General features: G+C 67.7%; 23 protein-coding genes and 1 tRNA gene. 12 read left to right on the top strand and 12 right to left on the bottom strand.

The features are described from left to right. Positions 1-23: 23 nt before the first annotated feature. Positions 24-527, top strand: coding sequence for a hypothetical protein (locus L810_RS05520; RefSeq protein WP_021157382.1), 504 nt, complete (start codon positions 24-26; stop codon positions 525-527). Positions 528-549: 22 nt separating this feature from the next. Here the strand turns inward: L810_RS05520 and L810_RS05515 are convergent, their stop codons facing one another. Together L810_RS05515 and L810_RS05510 are read right to left on the bottom strand one after the other, a co-directional pair. Then, positions 550-1,275, bottom strand: coding sequence for a ZIP family metal transporter (locus L810_RS05515; protein WP_021157381.1), 726 nt, complete (start codon positions 1,273-1,275; stop codon positions 550-552). 182 nt (positions 1,276-1,457) lie between these two features. Next, positions 1,458-2,753, bottom strand: coding sequence for an O-acetylhomoserine aminocarboxypropyltransferase/cysteine synthase family protein (locus tag L810_RS05510; RefSeq protein ID WP_021157380.1), 1,296 nt, complete (start codon positions 2,751-2,753; stop codon positions 1,458-1,460). 132 nt (positions 2,754-2,885) lie between these two features. Here L810_RS05510 and L810_RS05505 point away from each other — a divergent pair, with 132 nt between their 5' ends. Then, the gene (locus L810_RS05505) at positions 2,886-3,554 is read left to right on the top strand and encodes an O-methyltransferase (RefSeq protein WP_021157379.1); all 669 of its coding nucleotides are present in this window, start codon (positions 2,886-2,888) and stop codon (positions 3,552-3,554) included. Between the two features lie 36 nt (positions 3,555-3,590). Here L810_RS05505 and L810_RS05500 read toward each other — a convergent pair whose 3' ends face one another. The 6 genes from L810_RS05500 to L810_RS05475 form a co-directional block, all read right to left on the bottom strand. Next, positions 3,591-4,895 carry an XAC2610-related protein gene (locus L810_RS05500; protein ID WP_021157378.1) on the bottom strand — a complete coding sequence of 435 codons (1,305 nt, stop codon included), beginning with the start codon at positions 4,893-4,895 and terminating at the stop codon, positions 3,591-3,593. Between the two features lie 61 nt (positions 4,896-4,956). Beyond that, on the bottom strand, positions 4,957-6,105 hold the full coding sequence (locus tag L810_RS05495) for a DUF1176 domain-containing protein (RefSeq protein WP_042973335.1): 1,149 nt from the start codon (positions 6,103-6,105) through the stop codon (positions 4,957-4,959). Positions 6,106-6,366: 261 nt separating this feature from the next. Then, complete coding sequence (locus L810_RS05490; protein WP_042973332.1) at positions 6,367-7,179, bottom strand: nucleotidyltransferase domain-containing protein; 813 nt, start codon at positions 7,177-7,179, stop codon at positions 6,367-6,369. 57 nt (positions 7,180-7,236) lie between these two features. Beyond that, entirely contained in the window at positions 7,237-8,460 is a 1,224-nt protein-coding gene (locus L810_RS05485) for an RtcB family protein (protein WP_042973331.1), read from the bottom strand. 62 nt (positions 8,461-8,522) lie between these two features. After that, positions 8,523-9,662, bottom strand: coding sequence for a slipin family protein (locus tag L810_RS05480; RefSeq protein ID WP_021157374.1), 1,140 nt, complete (start codon positions 9,660-9,662; stop codon positions 8,523-8,525). Between the two features lie 258 nt (positions 9,663-9,920). Then, positions 9,921-9,993: transfer RNA gene (locus tag L810_RS05475), tRNA-Cys, on the bottom strand. Between the two features lie 335 nt (positions 9,994-10,328). On the opposite strand from L810_RS05475, the gene rtcR reads away from it, so the two are divergent. After that, positions 10,329-11,948 carry an RNA repair transcriptional activator RtcR gene (rtcR, locus tag L810_RS05470; protein WP_042973329.1) on the top strand — a complete coding sequence of 540 codons (1,620 nt, stop codon included), beginning with the start codon at positions 10,329-10,331 and terminating at the stop codon, positions 11,946-11,948. Between the two features lie 79 nt (positions 11,949-12,027). Further along, positions 12,028-12,540 carry an SUKH-3 domain-containing protein gene (locus tag L810_RS05465; RefSeq protein WP_226166045.1) on the top strand — a complete coding sequence of 171 codons (513 nt, stop codon included), beginning with the start codon at positions 12,028-12,030 and terminating at the stop codon, positions 12,538-12,540. 25 nt (positions 12,541-12,565) lie between these two features. Here the strand turns inward: L810_RS05465 and L810_RS05460 are convergent, their stop codons facing one another. Next, complete coding sequence (locus L810_RS05460) at positions 12,566-13,156, bottom strand: nuclear transport factor 2 family protein (RefSeq protein ID WP_021157373.1); 591 nt, start codon at positions 13,154-13,156, stop codon at positions 12,566-12,568. Between the two features lie 128 nt (positions 13,157-13,284). Here L810_RS05460 and L810_RS05455 point away from each other — a divergent pair, with 128 nt between their 5' ends. Then, complete coding sequence (locus L810_RS05455) at positions 13,285-13,827, top strand: MarR family winged helix-turn-helix transcriptional regulator (RefSeq protein WP_021157372.1); 543 nt, start codon at positions 13,285-13,287, stop codon at positions 13,825-13,827. Positions 13,828-13,866: 39 nt separating this feature from the next. On the opposite strand, the gene L810_RS05450 is transcribed toward L810_RS05455, so the two are convergent. Then, complete coding sequence (locus L810_RS05450) at positions 13,867-15,078, bottom strand: IscS subfamily cysteine desulfurase (RefSeq protein WP_021157371.1); 1,212 nt, start codon at positions 15,076-15,078, stop codon at positions 13,867-13,869. A gap of 276 nt (positions 15,079-15,354) precedes the next feature. On the opposite strand from L810_RS05450, the gene L810_RS05445 reads away from it, so the two are divergent. The 4 genes from L810_RS05445 to L810_RS05430 all read left to right on the top strand — a co-directional run bounded on the left by L810_RS05445 (position 15,355) and on the right by L810_RS05430 (position 18,600). Then, positions 15,355-15,882, top strand: a complete 528-nt coding sequence (locus tag L810_RS05445; protein ID WP_021157370.1) for a flavin reductase family protein — start codon at positions 15,355-15,357, stop codon at positions 15,880-15,882. A gap of 36 nt (positions 15,883-15,918) precedes the next feature. Further along, positions 15,919-17,505, top strand: a complete 1,587-nt coding sequence (locus tag L810_RS05440; protein WP_021157369.1) for a 4-hydroxyphenylacetate 3-hydroxylase family protein — start codon at positions 15,919-15,921, stop codon at positions 17,503-17,505. Continuing rightward, positions 17,453-17,839, top strand: a complete 387-nt coding sequence (locus tag L810_RS05435) for a hypothetical protein (RefSeq protein ID WP_042973324.1) — start codon at positions 17,453-17,455, stop codon at positions 17,837-17,839. The genes L810_RS05440 and L810_RS05435 overlap by 53 nt, the downstream gene beginning before the upstream one ends. A 71-nt stretch (positions 17,840-17,910) precedes the next feature. After that, complete coding sequence (locus tag L810_RS05430) at positions 17,911-18,600, top strand: DUF2848 domain-containing protein (protein WP_021157367.1); 690 nt, start codon at positions 17,911-17,913, stop codon at positions 18,598-18,600. Positions 18,601-18,619: 19 nt separating this feature from the next. Here the strand turns inward: L810_RS05430 and L810_RS05425 are convergent, their stop codons facing one another. Further along, positions 18,620-19,384, bottom strand: a complete 765-nt coding sequence (locus tag L810_RS05425; protein ID WP_021157366.1) for a class I SAM-dependent methyltransferase — start codon at positions 19,382-19,384, stop codon at positions 18,620-18,622. A gap of 13 nt (positions 19,385-19,397) precedes the next feature. Beyond that, complete coding sequence (locus L810_RS05420) at positions 19,398-20,024, bottom strand: LysE family translocator (RefSeq protein WP_021157365.1); 627 nt, start codon at positions 20,022-20,024, stop codon at positions 19,398-19,400. Between the two features lie 181 nt (positions 20,025-20,205). On the opposite strand from L810_RS05420, the gene L810_RS05415 reads away from it, so the two are divergent. The 3 genes from L810_RS05415 (at position 20,206) to L810_RS05405 (ending at position 22,658) form a co-directional block, all read left to right on the top strand. Next, a complete protein-coding gene (locus tag L810_RS05415) occupies positions 20,206-21,006 on the top strand; it encodes an AraC family transcriptional regulator (RefSeq protein ID WP_042973320.1) in 801 nt (266 codons plus the stop codon). 131 nt (positions 21,007-21,137) lie between these two features. Continuing rightward, the gene (locus L810_RS05410; protein ID WP_021157363.1) at positions 21,138-21,557 is read left to right on the top strand and encodes a hypothetical protein; all 420 of its coding nucleotides are present in this window, start codon (positions 21,138-21,140) and stop codon (positions 21,555-21,557) included. Positions 21,558-21,656: 99 nt separating this feature from the next. Next, positions 21,657-22,658, top strand: coding sequence for a LysR family transcriptional regulator (locus L810_RS05405; protein ID WP_021157362.1), 1,002 nt, complete (start codon positions 21,657-21,659; stop codon positions 22,656-22,658). Positions 22,659-22,673 lie beyond the last annotated feature (15 nt).

Genomic DNA, 22,673 nt, shown 5'->3' with positions numbered 1-22,673 from the left:
CCCCACACGAAAAGGAGAGTGCCATGCGCCATTTCGCGAAAGGAATCGTGCTCGCGGCGTGCCTGATGTCGACGGCTGCGATGGCGGCCGGCTGGCCGGAACGCGCGCTGTCGCACGCGCCGGCGCACGAGGTCGGCCGCCGCGCGAACGAGCGGATGCGCTGCGAGCTCGCGACCGTGCCGGCCGGCGAATGGAGCGCGACGTTCACGCGCGGGCAATGCGAAGTCGGAAACGGACGGCTGACGTTCGTGCCGGCCGATGCAGGCGGCGGGCAGGATGTCGCGGAGAAGCGGATCCTGCTCGGCGACATCCGCACCGCGTCGCATCAGTCACGCAAGCTGAAGGAGCAACTGCAACTGACGACCCGCGACGAGGTGATCGCACTGAACGTGCTGACCGACGACGGCAGCCGCAAGTCGCGCGAACACGCGATCGACCTGTGGGCCGCGCTGCGCGACGAAGGCGTGACGCCGGTCAACGGCACGCGCATCGTCGATACGTATCCGACGGGCGCGACGACGTGGTAACCGGCGCGCGGCCGCGCCCGGCTTATCCGGCCTTCACCGATCCTTCGATCAGGAAGAACACGATGAAGCCGATGAAGAACGCGGCCGTCGCAAACGGCGTTTCGGGCACCTCATGCGCTTCGACCAGCAGTTCCTCGGTGACGAGGTACAGCAGCGCGACGGTGCCGAGCCCGAGCAGCGCCGCGTAGATATTGGCGGGAAGCCCTGCGAACGCCGCATTGCCGGCAACGGCCGCGATGCTCAGCAGTGCCGCGAGCCCGACCGGCACGACGATCGACAGCATGCGGCCGATACCGGCGGCCGCGAGCGCGGCGCTGACCGACAGCGCGAGGAACAGCACCTCGAGCGTCAGCGCGACGGTCAGGATGATGCCGCTTTCGGTGCTCGCGGAGAAGGCGATGCCGAGCACGAGGCCGTCGATGACGAGGTCGATCGCGGTGACGACGACGAGGCTCACGGGCAGCCGCGCGTCCTCGAAGCGCGTCTCGATCGCGCCGGACAGCGCACGGATCGCGAGCATCAGCGCGATGCCGAGCACGAAGCCGACGACGACCGGAAACAGCGCATGCGCGCGATCTTGCGGCAGCAGTTCGAGCGCCGCGGCCGCGAACACGATGCCGCCGGTGAAATGCTGGATGACGCTCGACGTGGCCGGGCCGGGGGCGCGCCACGCGGCGGCGAGTGCGCCGAAACAGGCCGCCAGCACGGGCGGTAACGTCAGTAGCGCAAGCTTCGCGGTCGGTGTCATGAGGCCTCTCGAACGGTTGGCGTACCGCAGCGGGCTCGGCGTCCGGCTGCCCGGCCGCAGGGTACGGTTCATGCACGCCGGGCGTTGCCCCGGCATCAACCGGGGATTGAACACCCTGAAGCCGCTTCAAGGTCAACACATTCGATGCAGGGCGCACCGGCAAGCCGGCGCGCCCGTGCCGGTCACACCTGCGCGAGCGCCTGATCGAGATCGGCGAGCAGGTCGTCGATATGTTCGATGCCGATCGACAGCCGCACCGTTTCTTCCTTCACGCCGGCCTTCGCGAGTTCGGCCGGCGACAGTTGCCGGTGCGTCGTCGATGCCGGGTGCGTCGCGAGCGATTTCGTGTCGCCGATGTTGACGAGCCGCGTGAACAGCTTCAGCGCGTCCTGGAACTTCGCCCCGCCGTCGCGGCCGCCTTTCACGCCGAACGTCAGGATGCCCGGCGCACGGCCCGACAGGTAGCGCGCAACCAGCGGATGGTCGGGGTGATCGGGCAGGCCCGCATAGTTCACCCATTCGACCTGCTCGTGACGCGCGAGATGCTGCGCGATCTTCAGCGCGTTGTCGCTGATCCGCTCGACACGCAGCGCCAGCGTTTCGATGCCCTGCAGGATCTGGAAGGCATTGAACGGTGAGATGGCCGCGCCCATGTTGCGCAGCGGCACCACGCGCGCGCGGCCGATATAGGCGGCCGGCCCGAACGCTTCCGTGTAGACGACGCCGTGATAGCTGACGTCGGGCTCGTTCAGCCGCTTGAAGCGATCCGCATGCTCGGCCCACGGGAACTTGCCCGAATCGACGATCGCGCCGCCCAGGCTCGTGCCGTGCCCGCCGAGATACTTCGTCAGCGAATGCACGACGATGTCCGCGCCGTGCTCGAACGGGCGCAGCAGATACGGCGACGGCACCGTGTTGTCGACGATCAGCGGGATGCCGTGGCGATGCGCGACTTCCGCGAGCGCGGCGATGTCGGTGACGTTGCCGAGCGGGTTGCCGACCGATTCCGCGAAGATCGCCTTCGTGCGCGCGTCGATCAGCGGCTCGAACGACGCGGGGTCGCGCGGATCGGCGAAGCGCGTCGTGATCCCGTATTGCGGCAGCGTATGCGCGAACAGGTTGTAGGTGCCGCCGTACAGCGAACTCGCGGACACGATGTTGTCGCCGGCCTCGGCGATCGTCTGGATCGCGTACGTGACGGCCGATTGTCCCGATGCGAGCGCGAGTGCGCCGATGCCGCCCTCGAGCGCGGCGATACGCTGCTCGAGTACGTCCGTCGTCGGGTTCATGATCCGCGTGTAGATGTTGCCCTGCACCTTCAGGTCGAACAGGTCGGCGCCGTGCTGCGTGTCGTCGAATGCGTACGCAACGGTCTGGTAGATCGGTACGGCGACCGCGCGCGTGGTCGGGTCGGGACGATAACCGCCGTGCACGGCGATGGTTTCGAGGCGCCAGTTCGAAGAGGCCTGGTCGGTCATGGGTGCTCCGTCTGTTGTTGTGGTGGTCGAGCGATTATAGGAGCACGTGCGCGGCGGTCCTTAGAACGAATGGTTTGTTGCTTATGGCGGTGCGGCGCATAGAATGCCCTTTCCGCAAACAAGGGGTGCGCGATGAATCAGGAACACTGGAACCAGGTGGATGCGTATTTCTCCGCGACGCTCGTGCCGTCCGACGACGCGCTCGACGCCGCGCTGGCAGCGAGCGACGCGGCCGGGCTGCCCGCGATCAACGTCGCGCCGAACCAGGGCAAGCTGCTGCAACTGCTCGCGACGATCCGCGGCGCGCGGCGGATCCTCGAGGTCGGCACGCTCGGCGGCTACAGCACGATCTGGCTCGCGCGCGCATTGCCGCCGGGCGGCACGCTCGTGACGCTCGAACTGAACCCCGAACATGCGAAGGTCGCGACGCGGAACATCGCGCGTGCCGGGTTCGCGGAGGTCGTGACGGTGGTGGTCGGCAGCGCGAAGGACAGCCTCGCGCGGTTCGTCGACGCGGGCGAAGCACCGTTCGATTTCATCTTCATCGATGCCGACAAGGACAACAACCCGGTCTATCTCGACGCGGCGCTGAAGCTGTCGCGGCCCGGCACGGTGATCGTCGTCGACAACGTCGTGCGCGGCGGCCGCGTGGCCGATCCCGGCAATCGCGAGCCCGACGTGGCCGGCGTGCGCGACGGGTTCGCGCGTCTCGCGGCCGCGCCGAACGTCACCACGACGGCCGTGCAGACGGTCGGGCAGAAGGGCTGGGACGGGTTCTCGATCTCGATCGTCGGCGCGTGACGTGACGGCGGCACGCGCATGCGGTCGGCACGCGCGCTAGTTCTGGTCGGGATTCCTGTCGTTGCACTGGTCGGGATCGTCGCGCAGCACGATGCGGCGGATGCGGCCGTTATCGTAGAACGGCACGTCGGGGCAGAACTTCATGCCGGCGCGGGTCGGCGTGCGCTTCCACGCGACTTTTTCGGTGCGGACGAGCGTCGGCGCGTGGCCGGGCGCGCCCGGCTTCCAGATGCCGATGTACACGCGCGCCATCCACGGTGACGCGTCCGCCTCGCAGTCTTTCAGCGTGCCCAGCGTCGAGCGCAGCCCCGTGCCGGTCTGCTCGATGCGCTGCGGAAACTCGATGTAGCCGTCGCTGTAGCCGGGCGTGACGTAGCAATAGCGGCGCGTGTTCCCGTCGAGCACCGGCAGCAGGTAGCTGCTGGCGGAGTCGGCCTCCTTCACGTCGTTGCCCTGCCAGCGGTAGGTCGTCACGCCGTGCTCGCAGCAGCTCGCGCGCCAGCTCGTCCAGATGATCCGGTGCACGGCATCGAACTCCGGCGACGTGATGCCCTGCAGCCCCTGCGGCGCGTCGACGAAGCGCCGCGTCTTCGGGTCGAAGATCCACGTCTGGTATGGCATGTTCGGGCTCGCGCCCATCGATTGCGCGAGCATCAGGTCGGGCCAGCCGTCGAAATTCACGTCGGCGAAATCGGGCGTGAACAGGCCGCAGGTGCCGCGTGAATCGGTCTGCAGCGTCTGCACGAGGCGGCCGCGATCGTACAGGAGGATCGCGGCGACGTGCGGCGGGTCGTTGCACGAACCGTCGTCGTCCGGCAGCTTGTCCGCGACGAGGCGGATCTCGTAAGGGAACGGCCTGCCGTCCTGTTTCGTTGCGAGCGAGACGGGCAGCGTGCGTTTGCCGTCCGGCGACGCCCACGTGCCGGCCACCGCATTGTCGAGCGATGCCACGCGCCACGTGCCCGTTACGCGATCGGCGTCGGCTTTCGCGCCGCTGTCGCGTTCCGACAGCGTTGCGCCGTGCGCATCGAGCGTCCCCTTCAGCGCGAGCCGGTAGCGTTTGTCGGACGTGCAGGGCGCGTAGCAGTACGAGCCCGATACCGTGCCGGCCACGCGCGACAGCGAGACTTCGACATGCCGGTTGCCGATCGTGCCGACCCAGTCGCGCGACCAGAACGGGATTTCGACCGCATCGTCGGCGCTTGCCGCGCGTGCTGCCTTCATTGGCGAAAAGGCGAACGCGGTGACGGCGAGCAGCGCGAACGCAATTGCGCCGCGCCAGCCGCGCGTGCGCCGCGTCGCAGTCGCGTTGCGCGACGCATCGATGAACGGGAGATGCATGAGGCGGCCCCTCGGTTTGTTATGGGTGTGACTGCCGGCGTGTTTCGGTGCGATGCACGCGTCAGCGGTTTCCCGGCGCATCGGCGCGTCGATACAGGCGTGGCCATTGATCGTCGAACAGGCCGTTGCACGTGCCGTGCGTGGCGATGTCGCTGAGCAGGAAGCGCCGGCCGTCGAAGATCCACGACGCGGTCGAGCCGCAATCGCCGGCACTGCGCAGCCTGACCTTGCTCGATAGCGTCGCGCGGGTACGGTCGTAGGCGGCCTCCGTCAGTTCGTTCGCGAACGACGCCGAGTCGAGCCCCGCGTTCGCGTTCTCGCCGAAATTCATCGCCGTCGGCGTGAACGGTGCCGTTCTTCGCACGCGATACCACAGGTCGGTGTGGTTATACATGCTGCTGGTCTGGCACGGTATCGCGACGAGCGCCTCGTCGGCGGAGATCGCCACGGCGCGCGACGCCTTCCGGCGATCGCCGGCCGACATTTCGTCTTCGACGTCGGCCGCACATTGCTTGATGTCGTCGCCGAACTTCGCGAGCACCGCGTCGACGAGCGGGCGCTGCCCGCCGGCCGGCAGGTCCGCGACTGCCGGCGCCGGCACGACGGCGGGCGGCAGTGCCGGCGCGGCCGGCACCGACGACGCGGGCCGGTTGCCGGGGCGCAGCAGCGCCGTCGTCGTGCCGACCCGGCCTTGCGTGTCGTCGATCAGCAGCAGCGCGGCGTTCAATCCCGTCAACGGCGTTCGAGCGGCTTGCGCCGACGCCGGATCGCCGAAGCTCAGCAGTTGCGCGTTGCGCGCCGCGGTGAGCCATGCGGCAACCGTTGCCGGATCGTCGGTGCGGATCCGGAACGGGTGTGCTTCGTCGTCGTCCGGTTTGCCGCCGAACGCATGCCACTGGGCCGCCATCGCGTCGAACGGGCGGCCGTCCGCGCGCGCGGTGCGCAGGTCCAGCGGCGCCGACGCATAGAGGGCGAGCGACGCTTGCGCGTCCGGGCCGGCATCGCGCGTCACGCGCAGGATGAGGCTGATGCGCGAGTCGTCGGTGTCGTCGGCATGGCTTTCGGCAATGCAACGATTGACGTTGTCGCAGACGACCGACCAGTTCTTGAAGTCGCGCTCGACCGGCGGCCGCGTGAGCGGACGGGCCTGGGCAACGATCGGGGAAACGGCGAGGAGGGCGGCGATGGCGAGCGAAAGGCGGTGCGACATGACGGTTCGTATCGACTGTGAATGGGCGGGCGCAAGACGTCGGACTGCAAGCGCATCGTCAGCAAGCGGGGCGGTCGAAGGCGGCGGCGCATGCAGCGGCGCGCTTTGCCGAACGGTGTCGAGTATACCGCCGCAAAGCGCGCCGATCGCGGCCGCGACGCTTTGTGTGCGGGCACGTACGTTGCTGGGCGGTGTGGTCGCACGTGTACGGAACGGATGCGCAAACGGCGCGATGCCCGCAGGCACCGCGCCGTTCGCTTTTCATCGGGCGTCGACCACGTCGCGCAGGAACGCGTCGAGCATCGCCACGTCGCCCCACGGCCGCTTGTATTCGCGATCGTGTTCGGCATCGGCGAGCATCGTCTCGACGAGCGCGTGGATCGCCGGCCGGCGCGGCCCGTATTCGCTTTCGTTCGCGCTCATCTTCAGCGCGAGCAGCGCGTCGAGCTCCGCGCGCACCGATGGCTCGTGCACGGTGCCGTCGACGAGCGCCGCGAAACGCATCGGCGGCATCCCGAGCCCCGCGTCGATCCAGCGCACCGCGAGCAGCGGCCGCAGCACGTACAGGTATTTCTTGTAGCGCACCGTGTCGCCCTGCAGATAGCCGCGAAAGTTCTTCTTCGCCATCGCGAGGTAGTGATGACGCCCGCGCACCGGCGAGAAGAACGCCGACGCCAGCGACCTGAGCCGCGGCGCCCAGCGCGCGTCTTCGCGATACACGACGGGCGAGTCGAGCCATTCGAGCAGCGTCGGGTTCGAGCGGCGCAGCAGTTGCAGCGCCTTGCGCAGTTCCCAGCCGCTGACGTCGAGCTCGTCGTCGAGCGGCCGCTCGATCACGTCGCGTTGCGCTTCGACGCTCAGGTACCAGTCGCGCCGGTGCGCATACACGAAGCGCACGTCGTAGTCGCTGTCCGGCGAGGCGAACCCCCACCCGCGGCTGCCCGATTCGCACGCGAACAGTACGGTCACGTCATGGCGGCGCTCGACTTCCGCGAGCTCCGCCATCACGCGCGCCCGCACGGCCGGGTCGACCGGGTGCGCACTGCGCACGGCAGTCAGTTGTTCCGTTTTCATGATTGTCTCGTTTCTCTCTCGTTGCGCGCGGCCGCCGGCCATCGGCCGCGTACCGCGCTATCCTTTCACGCACACCACCTGGCGCAGCGTGTGCACCACTTCGACGAGGCTGCGCTGGGCCGCCATCACCGCGTCGATGTCCTTGTAGGCCATCGGGATTTCGTCGACGACGCCCGAATCCTTCCGGCATTCGACGCCCTGGGTCGCCTTCACCTGGTCGTCGACCGTGAAGCGGCGCTTCGCTTCGGTGCGGCTCATCGTCCGGCCCGCGCCGTGGCTGCACGAGCAGAAGCTTTCCGGGTTGCCGAGCCCGCGCACGATGAAGCTCTTCGCACCCATCGAGCCCGGAATGATCCCGAGCTGCCCCTTCTGCGCGGACACCGCACCCTTGCGCGTCACGAGCACGTCTTCGCCGAAATGGCGTTCGCGCTGCACGTAGTTGTGGTGGCAGTTCACCGCGTGTTCGTCGACCGAGAACGGCTTCGCGATCACGCCGCGCGCCGCGCCGATCACCGCATCCATCATCGCCTGCCGGTTGCGCCGCGCGTAGTCCTGCGCCCAGCCGACCGCCTCGACGTAGTCGTCGAAGTGGCGGCTGCCCTCGGTGAAATACGCGAGGTTGCGATCCGGCAGGTTCGCGATGTGCTGCCGCATGTCGGCCTGCGCGAGTTCGATGAACAGGCTGCCGATCGCATTGCCGACGCCGCGCGAGCCGCTGTGCAGCATGAACCACACGTGTTCCGCTTCGTCGACGCACACTTCGATGAAGTGGTTGCCGGTGCCGAGCGTGCCGAGATGCGCGTAGTGGTTCGTCTTTTCCAGCTTCGGATACTTGTCGACGATCCGCTGGAAGCCCGGTTGCAGCGACTTCCACGATTCGGTCACGGCGGCCGGCGTGCGGTCGCCCCATGCGCCCGGATCGCGGCGGCCCGGCGCGCGGCCGTGCGGCACCGCGCGTTCGATCGCACCGCGCAGGCCCGCGAGCGAATCCGGCAGGTCGGACGCCGTCAGCGTCGTGCGCGCGGCCATCATCCCGCAGCCGATGTCGACACCGACCGCGGCCGGAATGATCGCGCCCTTCGTCGGGATCACGCTGCCGATCGTCGAGCCCTTGCCGAGGTGGACGTCCGGCATCACCGCGACGTGGCTGAAGATGAACGGCATCTGCGCGGTGTTGCGCAGCTGCGCGCGCGCTTCGTTCTCGACGGCGACGCCTTGCGTCCACATCTTCACCGGCTTGCCGTTCGCCAGTTCCATCACCTGGTAATCCATTGCACTCATTTGCTTCACCTGATTCCTTCATTCATGCGGCGCGGCACACTTGCGCCGCGCCGTTGCGCCCGTCAGGCGCCCTTGATGCTGACGAGTCCGTTCAGCACCTGGTCGAGACCGCCGAACACCGAGATCCGGTCGATCCGTTCCGCGACGCGCTCGAGCGTTTCCAGCTCCTTGAGCCGCAGCGCGGTCGGGTTTTCTTCCATCACCTTCGCGGTGTTCAGCAGCGAACGCGTGGCCGCCGTTTCCTCGCGGCGGCGAATCACGTTCGCCTGCGCGGACTTTTCCGCTTCGACCACCTGCGCGAGGATCGTCTTCATGTCGCCCGGCAGCACGATATCCTTCACGCCGACGCTGCGCACGTCCACGCCCGAGTTGCCGAGGCGTGCACGCACCTGCGTGATCACGACCTCGTCGATCGACTGCTTGTCTTCCAGCAGTTCGTCGAGCGAGCGCGTGCCGACGGCCGAACGCAGGGCGAACTGCAGCTCGCGATACAGGTGCTCGACCGGCTTTTGCAGCTGGCCGAACGCATGCAGCACGTCCGCATAACACCACGTCGCCGACAGGTTCAACCGCAGCGCGACCTTGTCGCGCGTCAGGATTTCCTGTCCGCCGACTTCGAGCGCCTGCACGCGCAGGTCGACGAGTTCGACCGCAATATCGCGGTTGAAGCGCCAGAACGCCGAGACACCCGCGTCCAGCAGCCGCTCGATCTTGCCGTCGATCTTCAGCACGCCGACGTGGTACGCCGGCACCTGCGCCAGCAGCACGCCCGCCAGCCCCGCCACGCCGCGCGCCCGCAGTGCCGGTTGCGCGATGCGCTTCACGAGCGCGGCCGGCAGCACGCTGTCCTGCGCGAGATCGACGCGCTCGAGACGGTGCGCCGTCAGGCCGCGCCAGTACAGCCGGCGCGTGCCCGGCGCCAGGATCTCGACGAGCACGTCGTCTTCGTAGCGCAGGCCGGCTTCGTCGTCGGCGAGATCCATCGCGACGAAGTGCCGGGCGAGTACGTCCGGTGCGTCGTGACGCAGGTAATCGGCCAGTGCCGCGTCGGCGAGCGGCGCGTCGAGACGCGCGGTCTGCACCGACAGGCGCTTGAACGGATCGAAGGCCTTGAACACGCCCGGTTCGAGCACCTTCACGAAATCGCCCTCGTTCATCAGCAGCGCGCGTTCGTTCTTTTTCACTACATGTCGCATCCACATATTCTTGTCCTTTTCTTCGATGACCGCCGGGTGACGCGCATCGTGCGGATCGCGGGGCGACGCAACCGGGCGGGCGGCGCGCAGGCCCGGCGCCGAAGTGCGCGGCGACGCATCCTGCTTCGCGTCGTCGTGCGCCTTCGCGCGGGCCGTGCGGCCGTCCGGCCGATCGCGCGGAACCGCAACCGGTCCGACGCGCGGCGGGCCTTGCGGCCCGCACCGGCGGGTACTGCTTTCATTGCAAGGCTGTCCTTGCGGACAGCGTTCGAGCGGGATTCGAACCCGCTACACACCGGCTTGCGCCGGCTGCTCTACCCAAATGAGCTACCGAACGGAGGGCGCCCCGGGATTCGAACCCGGGCGAAGTTCCAGTACGCGCCCGTTTGCCTTCGTCTGCCCATGGCGGCATGCGCGACCGCGACGAACCAGGTTCGGCGGCGGCGCACCAGCAGGGCTTTGTGAACCCTGGCTCGCGGGCCAGCGGGACATCCGGCGCTTTCTATTGAGCGAGGAGCGTGCCAGCGGGCGGCGCTGTGTGCGAAATAAATCGCAAGCCCTTGAAATGTAAGAAAAATTATTTGGCATGACGGGCGGTACATGAAAATCAGGTCGTGGCTCGTTCCGGAAAATTCGATACAATCGGATCGCCTCTTATCTTGTGGGATAAACATGCGCAAGACCGTCGCGATCGGTTTTCTCGGTACCGTGCTCGACCAGGGCGGCGGCTCGCAGCGCCGCTGGCGCAACTGGCGGCCGACGATTTCGCTGTGCGAGCAGCGCGACATGCCGGTCGACCGGCTCGAACTGCTGCACGCGCCGAACTACGCGCGTCTCGCGAACCGCGTGAAGCAGGACCTCGAGCGCGTGTCGCCGCACACGGACGTGCGGCTCGTCCCGATGGAGATTCGCGATCCGTGGGATTTCGAGGAGGTCTACGCGACGCTGCACGATTTCGCGCGCGCCTACCCGTTCGATCTCGACCGCGAGGACTACCTGATCCACATCACCACCGGCACGCACGTCGCGCAGATCTGCTGGTTCCTGCTGGCGGAGGCGCGCTACCTGCCGGCGCGTCTCGCCCAGACGGCACCGCCGCAGAAGACCGACGAGGGGTTGAGCGGGCCCGGCACGATGTCGGTGATCGATCTCGACCTGTCGCGCTACAACCGGATCGCGCAGCGCTTCACGCGCGAGCGCGACGAGACGGTGTCGTTCCTGAAGGCCGGCATCGCGACGCGCAACGCGCGCTTCAATGCGCTGATCGAGCAACTGGAGCGCGTGGCCGTGCGTTCGCGCGCGCCGATGCTGCTGGTCGGGCCGACGGGCGCCGGCAAGTCGTTTCTCGCGAAGCGCGTGTACGAGCTGAAGCGCGGCCGCCATCGGCTCGCGGGGCCGTTCATCGAGATCAATTGCGCGACGCTGCGCGGCGACGCGGCGATGTCGACGCTGTTCGGCCACGTGAAGGGCGCGTTCACGGGCGCGCAGTCGGCGCGGGCCGGGCTGCTGCGCGCGGCGGACGGCGGGCTGCTGTTTCTCGACGAGATCGGCGAACTCGGGCTCGACGAACAGGCGATGCTGCTGAAGGCGATCGAGGAGAAGCGTTTCCTGCCGGTCGGCGCGGACGTCGAGGCGACCAGCGATTTCGAACTGATCGCGGGCACGCACCGCGACCTGCGGCAGATGGTGGCGGCCGGCACGTTCCGCGAGGATCTGTATGCGCGGATCAACCTGTGGACGTACGAACTGCCGGGGCTGGCCGAGCGACGCGAGGACATCGAGCCAAACCTCGAATTCGAACTCGACCGGTTCGGCCGCGAGCAGGGCGAGCAGGTGCGTTTCAACGTCGAGGCGAAGCGGCGCTATCTCGCGTTCGCCGCGTCGCCGCGTGCGGCGTGGGCCGGCAACTTCCGCGAGCTGTCCGCGTCGGTCACGCGGATGGCGACGCTGGCCGATGCGGGACGGATTACCGAAGCGCTGGCCGAACAGGAAGTCGAACGGCTGACGCGCACGTGGTCGCAGCCGGGAGGCGCGGGATCGTCCGACGCGTGTGTCGAAGCGGTGTTCGGCGCGCGCGCGGCGGAACTCGACCTGTTCGACCGTGCGCAGCTCGAACGCGTGCTCGACGTGTGCCGCGTGTCGGCAAGCTTGTCGGAAGCGGGGCGCACGCTGTTCGCGGTGTCGCGGCAGAGCAAGAAGCAGCCGAACGACGCGGACAGGCTGCGCAAGTATCTCGCGCGGTTCGGGCTGGATTGGGAGGGGGTGAGGGGCGCGCTCGATGCGTCGAGGTGACGGGCACGCGCGATGCATTTCCTGTGTCGCGCATGGTGGATAGCGCGTGCGGTATCGTGCACGCAAACTCGGGAGGGTGGTGGTGATCGCGATTCCTTCGTCGGTCAGGGCGCTGTTTGCCGATTCGGGGTGGCGTGGCGATTCCGGTTGCCGGGTGTCGTCCGGCGATGGCGAGCATCCGGGGGATGCCATCCTGCGCGAATTCGGCGGGCTGATCGTGGGCGCTTCCGCCAGCGGGCAGACCTGCGCGCGAATGGGGCTCGCCTTTCATGCGCTGGCGCGCAAGGATCACCAGATCGACGCGTGGGAACAGGCGCTCGGGACGACGATGATCGGCTTCGCCGAAGATGATCTCGGGTACGCCGAGTTTTATGTCGATGCGCAGGGCCGGGTGTTCTCGACCAATTGCGTGGTCGACGGTGTGCATCTGTGCGGATTCACGTTCGGCGAAGCGGTCGAGCGGACGCTGCTCGGGCGCGTCTCGATTCCGCTGTTGCTTGACCACCGGGCAACGATCGCCCATTACGGCGAGGTTCTGACGAGCGACGATCCGCGCGTGATGACGGTCCGTCAGCTCCTTGCCCGCACGTGAAGCGGCGACGCGCTTCAGCCGTGTTTCAACCGGCCGCCGCTGCCGCCGCCTCGTGAAACGGCGCCAGGAATGCCCATTCCGGCTGCGCGGCCGCGACATCCGCCAGCCCGCGCGCGAACGCGTGCGCCGGCAGCCACGGATACCCGAACGCCGCATGCAGCGCGTCGAGTTTCGTCGACTTCGGATCGTCGATCGTATCCATGCGCGCGACATGAATGTGCAGCGCGGCGATCCGCGCACCGCTTTCGCTGTCGGGTGTGAACTGCCAGCGGTACGTGCCGTGCCCGATCCGCAACGCGCCGTTGTCCTTCTGCCGCATCACGACGAGCCACGACATCCGGCTGACGCCATGCGGGTCGACTTCGGGTTCGGTGCAAACGTAATAGGTCCGGCACCGCTCGAACCGCTCGCCGAATTCCTCGACCAGGGTGCGTGCGATCGCGGCCGCGCCCGTCACGCGCGGCGGAAAATCGATGTCGTCGTTCGCGAGCGAGAAGCTCAGCTCGGCATCGGCCGCGAAGCAGTCGGCGATCAGCGCGGGCCGGTTCAGGTCCTTTGCGCGCAGATAGCATTCGAGCAGCGCGCGAACCGATGCGGGATGAAGCGGGAAGGGCATGGACGAGCCTCCTGTAGCGGGAAATGGGGTCACGCGCAGCGGCCGGACCTGGCCAGGGGCGCATGTGCCTTTGCCGTATAATTTCGTTTCAAAGCTAAATTCGCATGACCGTACGGAGCGTCGAAGTCATGGCCAAGCAGCAAGAGGAGTCCGTTCTGACCATCACCAACCCGGCCTGCCTGATCGACGGCACGGACACGGAATTTCGCCACCTGATCAACGGGCTGCTGCCGTTTGCGGCCCGCCTGCTGTCGGTACGCGACGGCTTCGGCTCGCTGATCGGCCTCACCGGCATCCAGTATTCGCTGCTCGTATCGGTTTCGCATCTTTCGCACGATGACATCGTGACCGTCAACCGCCTCGCCGATCACCTGCACCTGAGCGGCGCATTCGTCACGATCGAGACGGGCAAGCTGAAGAAACTCGGCCTGATCGACAAACGCCCGGACCCCGACGACAAGCGCAAGATGCGTCTCACGGTCACGCCGGCCGGCTCGAAGCTGCTGAAGGCGCTCACGGATACGCAGCAGCGCATCAACAACGTGTTGTTCGAGGGCGTGACGAAGACCGAATTCAAGGCGCTCTGCTCGGTGATCGACCGCCTCGTCACCAACGGCGACCGCGCGACGCTCGATCTCGCGCACCTGATCGCGCGCCAGGAAAAAGGCTGACGCGCACGCGCCGCCAGCCCGCCTGACGCTCGACCGCACTCAGTGCGCGGCCCACTCGATCGTATTCAGGTCGACCCCTTCGAGATGCATGTCCCACAGCGGGCTCAGCGCGCGCAGCTTGCCGACCGTGTCGCGCACCTGCGCAATCACGCTGTCCACTTCGGCCTCGGTCGTGAAGCGGCCGAGCGTGAAGCGGATCGAGCTGTGCGCGAGCTCGTCGCTGCGGCCCAGCGCGCGCAGCACGTACGACGGCTCCAGCGATGCCGACGTGCACGCCGAGCCTGACGATACCGCGACACCCTTGATCCCCATGATCAGCGATTCGCCTTCGACGAAATTGAAGCTGACGTTCAGGTTGTGCGGAATCCGGCGGGCCAGATCGCCGTTCACGTAAACCTCGTCGAGCGTCGACAGGCCGGCCAGCAACCGGTCGCGCAATGCGCCGACGCGGCGGCTTTCCTCCGCCATCTCTTTCTTCGCGAGCCGGAACGCCTCGCCCATCCCGACGATCTGGTGCGTGGGCAGCGTGCCCGAGCGCATCCCGCGCTCATGGCCGCCGCCGTGCATCTGCGCTTCGATCCGCACGCGCGGCTTGCGGCGCACGTACAGCGCGCCGATCCCCTTCGGGCCGTAGACCTTGTGCGCGGTCACCGTCAGCAGGTCGACGTTCAACGCATTCACGTCGACCGGGATCTTGCCGGCCGCCTGCACGGCGTCGCAGTGGAACACGATGCCGCGCGCGCGGCACAGCGCGCCGATCTCGGCCACCGGCTGGATCACGCCCGTTTCATTGTTCGCGAGCATCACCGACACCAGGATCGTGTCGGCGCGCAGCGCCTGCCGCACCGTGTCGAGGTCGAGCAGGCCGTCTTCGCGCACGTCGAGGTACGTGACGTCGAAGCCCTGGCGTTCGAGTTCGCGGCACGTATCGAGCACGGCCTTGTGCTCGGTCTTCACCGTGACGAGATGCCTGCCCTTGCCCTGGTAGAAGTGCGCGGCGCCCTTGATCGCGAGGTTGTTGCCCTCGGTCGCGCCGGAGGTCCACACGATTTCGCGCGGATCGGCGCCGAGCAGCGCGGCGACGTGCGCGCGCGCTTCCTCGACCGCCTGCTCGGCATCCCAGCCGTAGCTGTGGCTGCGTGAAGCCGGGTTGCCGAACTGCTCGTGCAGGAACGGCACCATTTTGTCGACCACGCGCGGATCGACGGGCGTCGTCGCGCTGTAGTCCATGTAGATCGGACGGGATTGCATCGATGCGGCTCCGGAAAACGGTGTCTCCCGCAGTGCGCGAAAGCACCGCGGAACAGGGTAGCCGCAGTGTACGTGGACATTCGCGGGCGCCGCGCAACACCCATCCCGTCAGTAGGGTTGTCTTTCAAACAAAGCTTTCTAGGTCAGGGTTTACGACAACTTGAACCCGCCTTTGTGTTTACATTTAATAAAAGCTAAATAACAAAGCTAAATAACGGTGCTTTGTTGGACCGGATTCCACTGCGGAATCCGGCGATGCCACCCAAGGAGGACGAGATGAGCGAGAACCATGCCGGAACCGGTGCGGGTGCCGACGCGCAGCGGCGCTTTCGCACCGCGCTGTCGATGTTCGCGACGGGCGTCGCGGTGATTACCGCCCCGCGCAAGGAGGGGGCACCGATCGGTATCACGGTCGCGTCGTTCAATTCGGTGTCGCTGGACCCGCCGCTGATCCTGTTTTCGGTCGACCGTCGCAGCCTGAGCCTCGGCGACCTGGCCGGTGCGGGCGGCTATGCGGTCAACGTGCTCGACGAGACGCAACAGCACCTGTCGAACTGCTTCGCGAAAGCGAACGGCGACAAGTGGGGCTGGCGTGCCGGCGCGGCCGATGACGACGGCGCGGTGCTGCTGCCCGATGCGCTCGCGACGTTCGAATGCGAGCCCTATGCGCAGTACGACGGCGGCGATCACGTGATCTTCGTCGGCCGCGTGACGCGGTACCGCGCTCGTTCGGAAGGGCGCCCGCTGATCTTCTTCGGCGGCCGCTATCGCACGCTCGACGGCATGCACGCGCCGTCTGCCTGAATGCAATCCACGTTTCATTCCACCCAGGAGAACATCATGATCAAGAACGGGACCCAGCACATCGCGTCGCTGCGCGACGGGCGGCAGGTCTACCTGAACGGCCAGCCGGTCGGCGACGTGACCGCGCATGCGGCATTCCGCAATTCGATCCGCAGCTACGCGAGCCTGTACGACTACCAGGCTCGCGACGAGAACGTCGAGAAGATGACGTTCGTGTCGCCCGACTCGGGCAACCGCGTCAGCCGGATCTGGCAGCTGCCAACCTCCTACGACGAACTCGTCGAACGCCGTGCCGCGCTGGAAGCGTGGTCGGAGCTGCATTACGGCTTCATGGGCCGCTCGCCGGATCACGTCGCGTCCTGTCTTGCCGGCATGGTGATGGGCGCCGACGTGTTCGAGCAATACGATCCGGCGCGGGCGGGCGCGCTGCGCGACTACTACCGCTACGCACGCGACAACGACCTGTTCCTGACCTACGTGATCGTGAATCCGCAGGCGAACCAGTCGAAGGCCGCGCACGAGCAGGAGGACAAGTACCTCGCGGTCGGCATCGTCGATCAGGATGCCGAAGGCATCACGGTGCGCGGCGCGAAGATGCTCGCGACGAGCGGAATCATGGCGAACGAGGTGTTCTGCAGCTGCATCCAGCCGCTGCGCGAAGGCGACGAGATGTATGCGCTGTCGTTCGCGGTGCCGATGAACGCGAAGGGCATGAAGATCCTGTCGCGCAAGTCGTACGAGGAGAACGCGACGTCGGTGTTCGACAACCCGCTGTCGAGCCGCTTCGACGAGAACGACGCGGTGCTGTATTTCGACGACGTGAAGGTGCCGTGGGAACGGATCTTCGTTGCCGGCAACACGGCGATGTGCGCGAAGCAGTTCCACGCGACGCCCGCGCACGTGTACCAGAACTACCAATGCCAGGTGCGCCTGATGACGAAGCTGCGCTTCCTCGTCGGGCTCGGCCTGAAGATCTCCGAGGTCAACGGCACGAATGCGTTCCCGCAGGTGCGCGAAACGCTGGGCCAGCTCGCGGCCGAAGCGTCGATGGTCGAGGCGTGGGTCTACGGGATGGAAGCGAAGGGTACCGTCGTCAACGGCTTCTACGTACCCGATCGCAACATGCTGTACGGCTCGCAGGTCGTCACGCAGCAGCTCTATTCGAAGGTGCTCAACACACTGCGCGAGCTCGCCGGCGGCGGAATGATCATGCTGCCGTCCAGCGTGCGCGATTTCGAGAACCCCGACCTGCTGCGCATCATCGAGAAGACGCAGAAGTCGCCGGTGTGTTCGTCCGAGGAGCGCGTGAAGTTCTTCAAGCTCGCATGGGATGCGGTCGGCTCCGAATTCGCGTCGCGCCACAACCAGTACGAACTGTTCTACGCCGGCGCGTCGTTCGTCACGAAGGGGCATGCGTATCGCACGTACGACTGGCAGCGCGCGTCGCATCTCGTCGATTCGATGCTCGGCAGCTATTCGCTGAACCAGGAACTGTCGACGCCGCACGCCGCACGCCGCCTGACGCGCCGCATCGCGTTCGACTCATCCGCTATCGCCACAGGAGAGACAGATGGCCATCAACAAGCTTCACGACGAATTCCATACGCTGGACATGCAGCGTGACTGGCAACTGCCGGAAGGCTATGACCCGGCATCCGGCGCGCAGGAACTGATCCTGTCCGGCGTGCTCGACACCGAGCGCAAACGCGGCAGCCGCACGCGCCTGCTGCGCCTGCCGGCCGGGCTGCATACGAAGAAGCCGTTCGTGCACGACTACTGGGAAGAGGTGTTTCTCGTCGAAGGCGACCTGACCGTCGGCAACGACGAACACGGCAACGGCGGCACGCCGTTCAAGGGCTACACGTACGCGGTGCGCCCGCCCGGCGCATGGCACGGCCCGTTCAAGTCGAACGGCGGCTGCGTGTTGCTGGAGATCCACTACTACGACCCGGCCTGAGCCCGGCCATTCACGGCACAACGCGGGCGACGCCGCATCGCGCGTGCGCTGCCCGCTACGAGGAGCATTCGATGAAAACCATCATGTTCGCGATCGACGGTCGCGACGGCCGCACCGAGCGCGCGATCGCGATCGACACGCTCGTGATCGCGGGCTGGACCGGCCGCGACACGGCCGCCATGGAGAAGCACATCCGCGAGCTGGAGGAACTGGGCGTCAAGCGCCCGGCGACGACGCCCGTGTTCTACCGCGTCGCGGCCGACCGCCTCGATCCGTCGCCCGCAATCCAGGTGTCGGGCGGGCAGAGCAGCGGCGAAGCGGAATTCGTGCTGGTGCGCGACGGCGGCGAGACGTTCGTCGGCATCGCGTCCGATCACACCGACCGCGAGGTCGAGACGTACGGGATCACGGTGTCGAAGCAGATGTGCGGCAAGCCGTGCGCGAACACGCTGTGGAAGCTCGACGACGTGGCCGGGCACTGGGATCAGCTCGTGCTGCGCGCATACGCGACGATCGACGGCGAGCGCGTGCTGTACCAGGAAGGCAAGGTGAGCGCGATGCGCGCACCGGACGACCTGCTCGCGCAGTTCGCGCGCCACGGCGGCCGCTTCGTCGACGGCACCGCGATGCTGTGCGGCACGCTCGCGGCGATCGGCGGCATCCGGCCGGCCGAGCGGTTCGAGGTCGAGCTGGACGACCCGGTGCTGGGGCGCACGCTGCGGCACGTGTATGCGGTGGACACGCTGCCGGTGGCGGGCTGACGCGGCCGGGAACGCGCACTCACGCGCGGCAGATCGCGATGATCTCCGCGCTGGCCGTATCGTCGAACGGCGCGTGCTGCCAGTCGCCGTACCAGTCGGCCGACGGGAATCCGGCCGCGATCACGCGTTCCCGCAGGTCGGGTTGTGTGATGAAGCGCAGGCGGCTCGTGTTCGTCAGCACCGTGTCGTCGCGGCGGAAGCGGTAGTGCGTGTCGAACGTGACGGTCGCGCCGTCCACGGAGCGCACCGCATGATGAAGATCGACGATGCCCGATTCGCGCGATTCGACGCTGCGTGCCGAATGTGCCGGCGTCCATGCACGCCACGGCGCGATGCGCGGATTGCGGGTCTCGAACAGGAAGCGGCCGCCGTCGGCGAGCACGCGCCGCGCGCCGCGCAACGTCGTATCGATTTCCGCGTCGGTCAGCAGGCACTGGAACGCATGGCCGGTCATCACGACCGCATCGAACGGCGGCGCGTCGGGCGGCAGGCCGTCGAGCCCGCACGCAAGCCAGTGGACCGCGTCGGCGCCCGGCTGGCGTCGGGCGTATTCGATCATCGCCGGCGCGGGATCGATCGCCGTGACGTCGTGCCCGGCTGCCGCGAGCCGGCGCGCGAACGTGCCGGTGCCGCAGCCGAGGTCGAGGATGCGTCGGCGTGCGGTGCCGATCACGGACGCGTAGAACGCGAAATCCCGATCGCCCGCGTTGAACAGGTCGTAGACCGCGACGAGGCGCGGGTCGGTGTAGAGCGCTTCGCCGGCGGGCGGGGCGGCGGACGTCATGCGGCCGCGCGTGTCAGCGCTGCTGCACGGCCACGCGCAGCCCGAGCGCGATGAAGATCGAGCCGATGATCTTCCCCTGCCAGCGCGTGAGCCACGTGAGCCGCTTCACGATGCGGCCGAGCGGACGGATCGAGCAGGCGATCAATGTCGTGTAGAGCGAGCTGAGCACGACGAAGATCAGCCCGAGCACCGCGAACTGCACGAACGTCGAGCCGCGTTCCGGATGCACGAATTGCGGCATGAACGCGAGGAAGAACAGCGCGGTCTTCGGATTCAGCACCTCGGCGGGAATCGCCTGCAGGTACGCCTTGAGCGGCGTGACGGGCGATACGCTCGGCAGCGACGGATCGGACTGCTTCTCCAGCAGCGCGCGCACGCCGAGATAGATCAGGTACGCGGCGCCGATCACCTTCACGACATTGAACGCGAGCGCCGACGTCATCAGCAGCGCCGACAGGCCGACGGCCGCGAACAGCGTATGCACGAAGTCGCCGCTGGCGACGCCGAGGCCGGTCAGGATGCCGGTCTTGCGGCCGCCCTGCACGGTGCGGCTCAGCACGAGCAGCACGGCGGGGCCGGGAATCAGGAACAGGCCCAGGACGACGGCCGTGAAGGTGGTCAGCGTGGTCAGGTCGAACATGACGGCTCCGGCAGGTGGGTGCGGCGGCGGGGGATCGGGGCATTGTATTCGCTTCGGCAGGCGGCTGCAGACGCCGCACGGACACCCGCCCTAGCGGCAGGGCCGCGCCGGCGCCTTTCTGGTATAAGCACGAAAGGACGCGCGGGCAGGGCGTCCGGCTTCCTCCATCGTCCACCGTTTCATGCGCCAGCTTCCTCCGACCACCGATCCCGCAGCGGATGACGAAGTCTTCCACGTGCCGCGTCCGCTCGTCGTGTTCGGCGGCTCGGTCGTCGAGCCCGAATGGCGGCTCGAGCGGCACAGCCATCCGCAGGCGCAGTTGCTCTACACGCTGAGCGGCGTCATCTATTGCGAGATCGACGGCGGCGTGTGGAGCGCGCCGCCGCAATGCACGGTATGGATTCCGGGCGACGTCCCGCACGCGGCGCGCGGCTCGGCCGGCGCGACGTTCTACGCGGTGCTGGTCGAACCGGATGCCGCCCTCGACCTCCCCGCGCGTTGCTGCACGCTGTCGGTGTCGCCGCTGCTGCGCGAACTGTTGCTGAAGGCGGCGAGCTTTCCGAACCTGTACGACGTCGACGGGCCGCAGGGGCGGCTGATGGCGACGCTGCTCGACGAACTCGTCGCCGCACCGGTCGAGGACCTGTACCTGCCGATGCCCGCCGATCGCCGGCTGCGCAAGCTGATCGACCATCTGCTCGCCGATCCGGCCGACAAGTCGCCGCTGGCCGAACTCGCGCGGCGCGCGGGCATCAGCGAGCGCAGCCTGACGCGGCTCGCGGCGAAGGAACTCGGGATGAGCCTCGGCGACTGGCGCCGGAGGCTGCACGTCGCGCTGTCGCTGCGGATGCTGACGACCGGCCGCCGCGTGCACCAGATCGCGATCGATCTCGGCTACGAGAGCGCGAGCAGCTTCGTGACGATGTTCCGCAAGGCGACCGGCAAGTCGCCGACGCAATTCCTGACCGACCGGCAACGCTGAACGGTGCGACTCGCGCGATCCGCACCATCCGGGCGCGATTGGCCGGATCGAGCAAGCGGTTGGCCGGGACGATAAATGACGCCGTGGGCCTCGATCCATAAAATGAGAATCGTTCTCATCTGGAGGCCGACATGCACATCACCACGACCGAATTCCCGTTTGTCTGGTTGCGTTACACCGGTTCGACGCACACCGACCCCGCCAGCCTGATCGCCGAGCTCGACGCGTTGCTCGCGCGTCGCGAACCGTTCGTTCTTCTGACCGACGATGCGCCGTCCGGCGATGACCGCGGCGCCGACGATCACGAGTTGCGCAAGCAGCTCGCGAAGTGGAGCAAGGCCAACCGCGCGCAGTCGCGCGAATGGATTCCCGCGATGATCGCGATCGAGCCCGACGCCGCGCGGCGCGTGGCGCTCGACGCGTTCTCGGGCGCGTTCGAGAAGGTCTGGGGTTATCCGCTGAACGCGGCCGCCACCCGCGACGACGCACTCGCGCTGGCGCAACGGCTGCTCGACGACCCGGCGCGCCGCGCCGCGGCGGCGAACGGCTGAACCGTCTGCCGCGCCGGCGGCGCGGCGTTCCTCGATACGCAGGCACGGCGGGCGCGCAAGCGTGCGCCGCGGCTTGCGGCAAACATGCAGGGGTGTCCGGTGGACAATCCGATCCGCGCGATGCGCATCTTCACGCGCATCGTCGAAATGAACAGCTTTACGCGTGCGGCGCAGGCGCTCGGCATTTCGCGCGCCACCGCGACGCGGACCGTGCAGGAGCTCGAAACGGCACTCGGCATGCCGTTGCTGGTGCGTACGACGCGCGCGCTGCGGGCGACGCCCGAAGGCGACGCGTATTACCGGCGCTGCGTGCGCATCACGGCCGACGTCGACGAGCTCGAGGCCAGCATTCGCGGCGCCGCGCTGCACCCGAGCGGGCCGCTGCGCGTCGAGCTGCCGGCGGCGGTCGCGGACGCGATCGTGCTGCCGGCGCTCGGCGAGTTCCATGCGCGGCATCCCGATCTGGCGCTGACGCTGGGCGTATCCGGGCGCCCGGCCGATCGCATCGGCGACGCGATCGACTGCAGCGTCCAGCTTGGCGAACTGCCCGATTCGTCGCTCGTTGCGCGCCGGCTCGGCACGCTCGAGCGCGTGACATGCGCGAGCCCCGCGTATCTCGACCGCCACGGCGCGCCGCGCACGCTCGACGATCTGGCCGTGCATCGTGCGGTCGGCACGTCGCCGGTTCCGGGGCAGCGTACGGCCGAACTCGAGTTCCTCGTCGATGGCGCGGTGCGCAAGGTGCGGCTCGACGGGATCGTCAGTGTGGAGGACGAGCGGGCGTACCTGGCGTGCGGCGTGCATGGCCTCGGGCTGATCCAGCCGCCGCGCGTCGCCGCGCAGCCGCTGATCGACGCGGGGCGGTTGCGGGAAGTGCTGCCGTGCTGGCGGCCGGGTGCGATCGCGGTGTCGGCCGTGTACGTGAAGCGCCCGCATGTGTCGCCCGGCGTGCGCGCGTTCGTCGACTGGATGGTCGAGCGGTTCTCGGAAGCGTCGCGAAGCGGGGAGGGGCTGGTCGTTGCGGCGGGCGTCGTACGGCGGCCGGTGCCGGAAACGATCGAGGTCGACGATCGCGAGGGTAGTGAGGCCGCGATGGTGTGAAGGAGGCGCGATGGA

It is taken from the genome of Burkholderia sp. AU4i (assembly GCF_000466765.1).
Lineage (GTDB): Bacteria > Pseudomonadota > Gammaproteobacteria > Burkholderiales > Burkholderiaceae > Burkholderia > Burkholderia cepacia.
The sequence above is the reverse complement of the archived record's forward strand: the minus strand, read 5'-3'. Positions and strand labels throughout refer to the sequence as shown.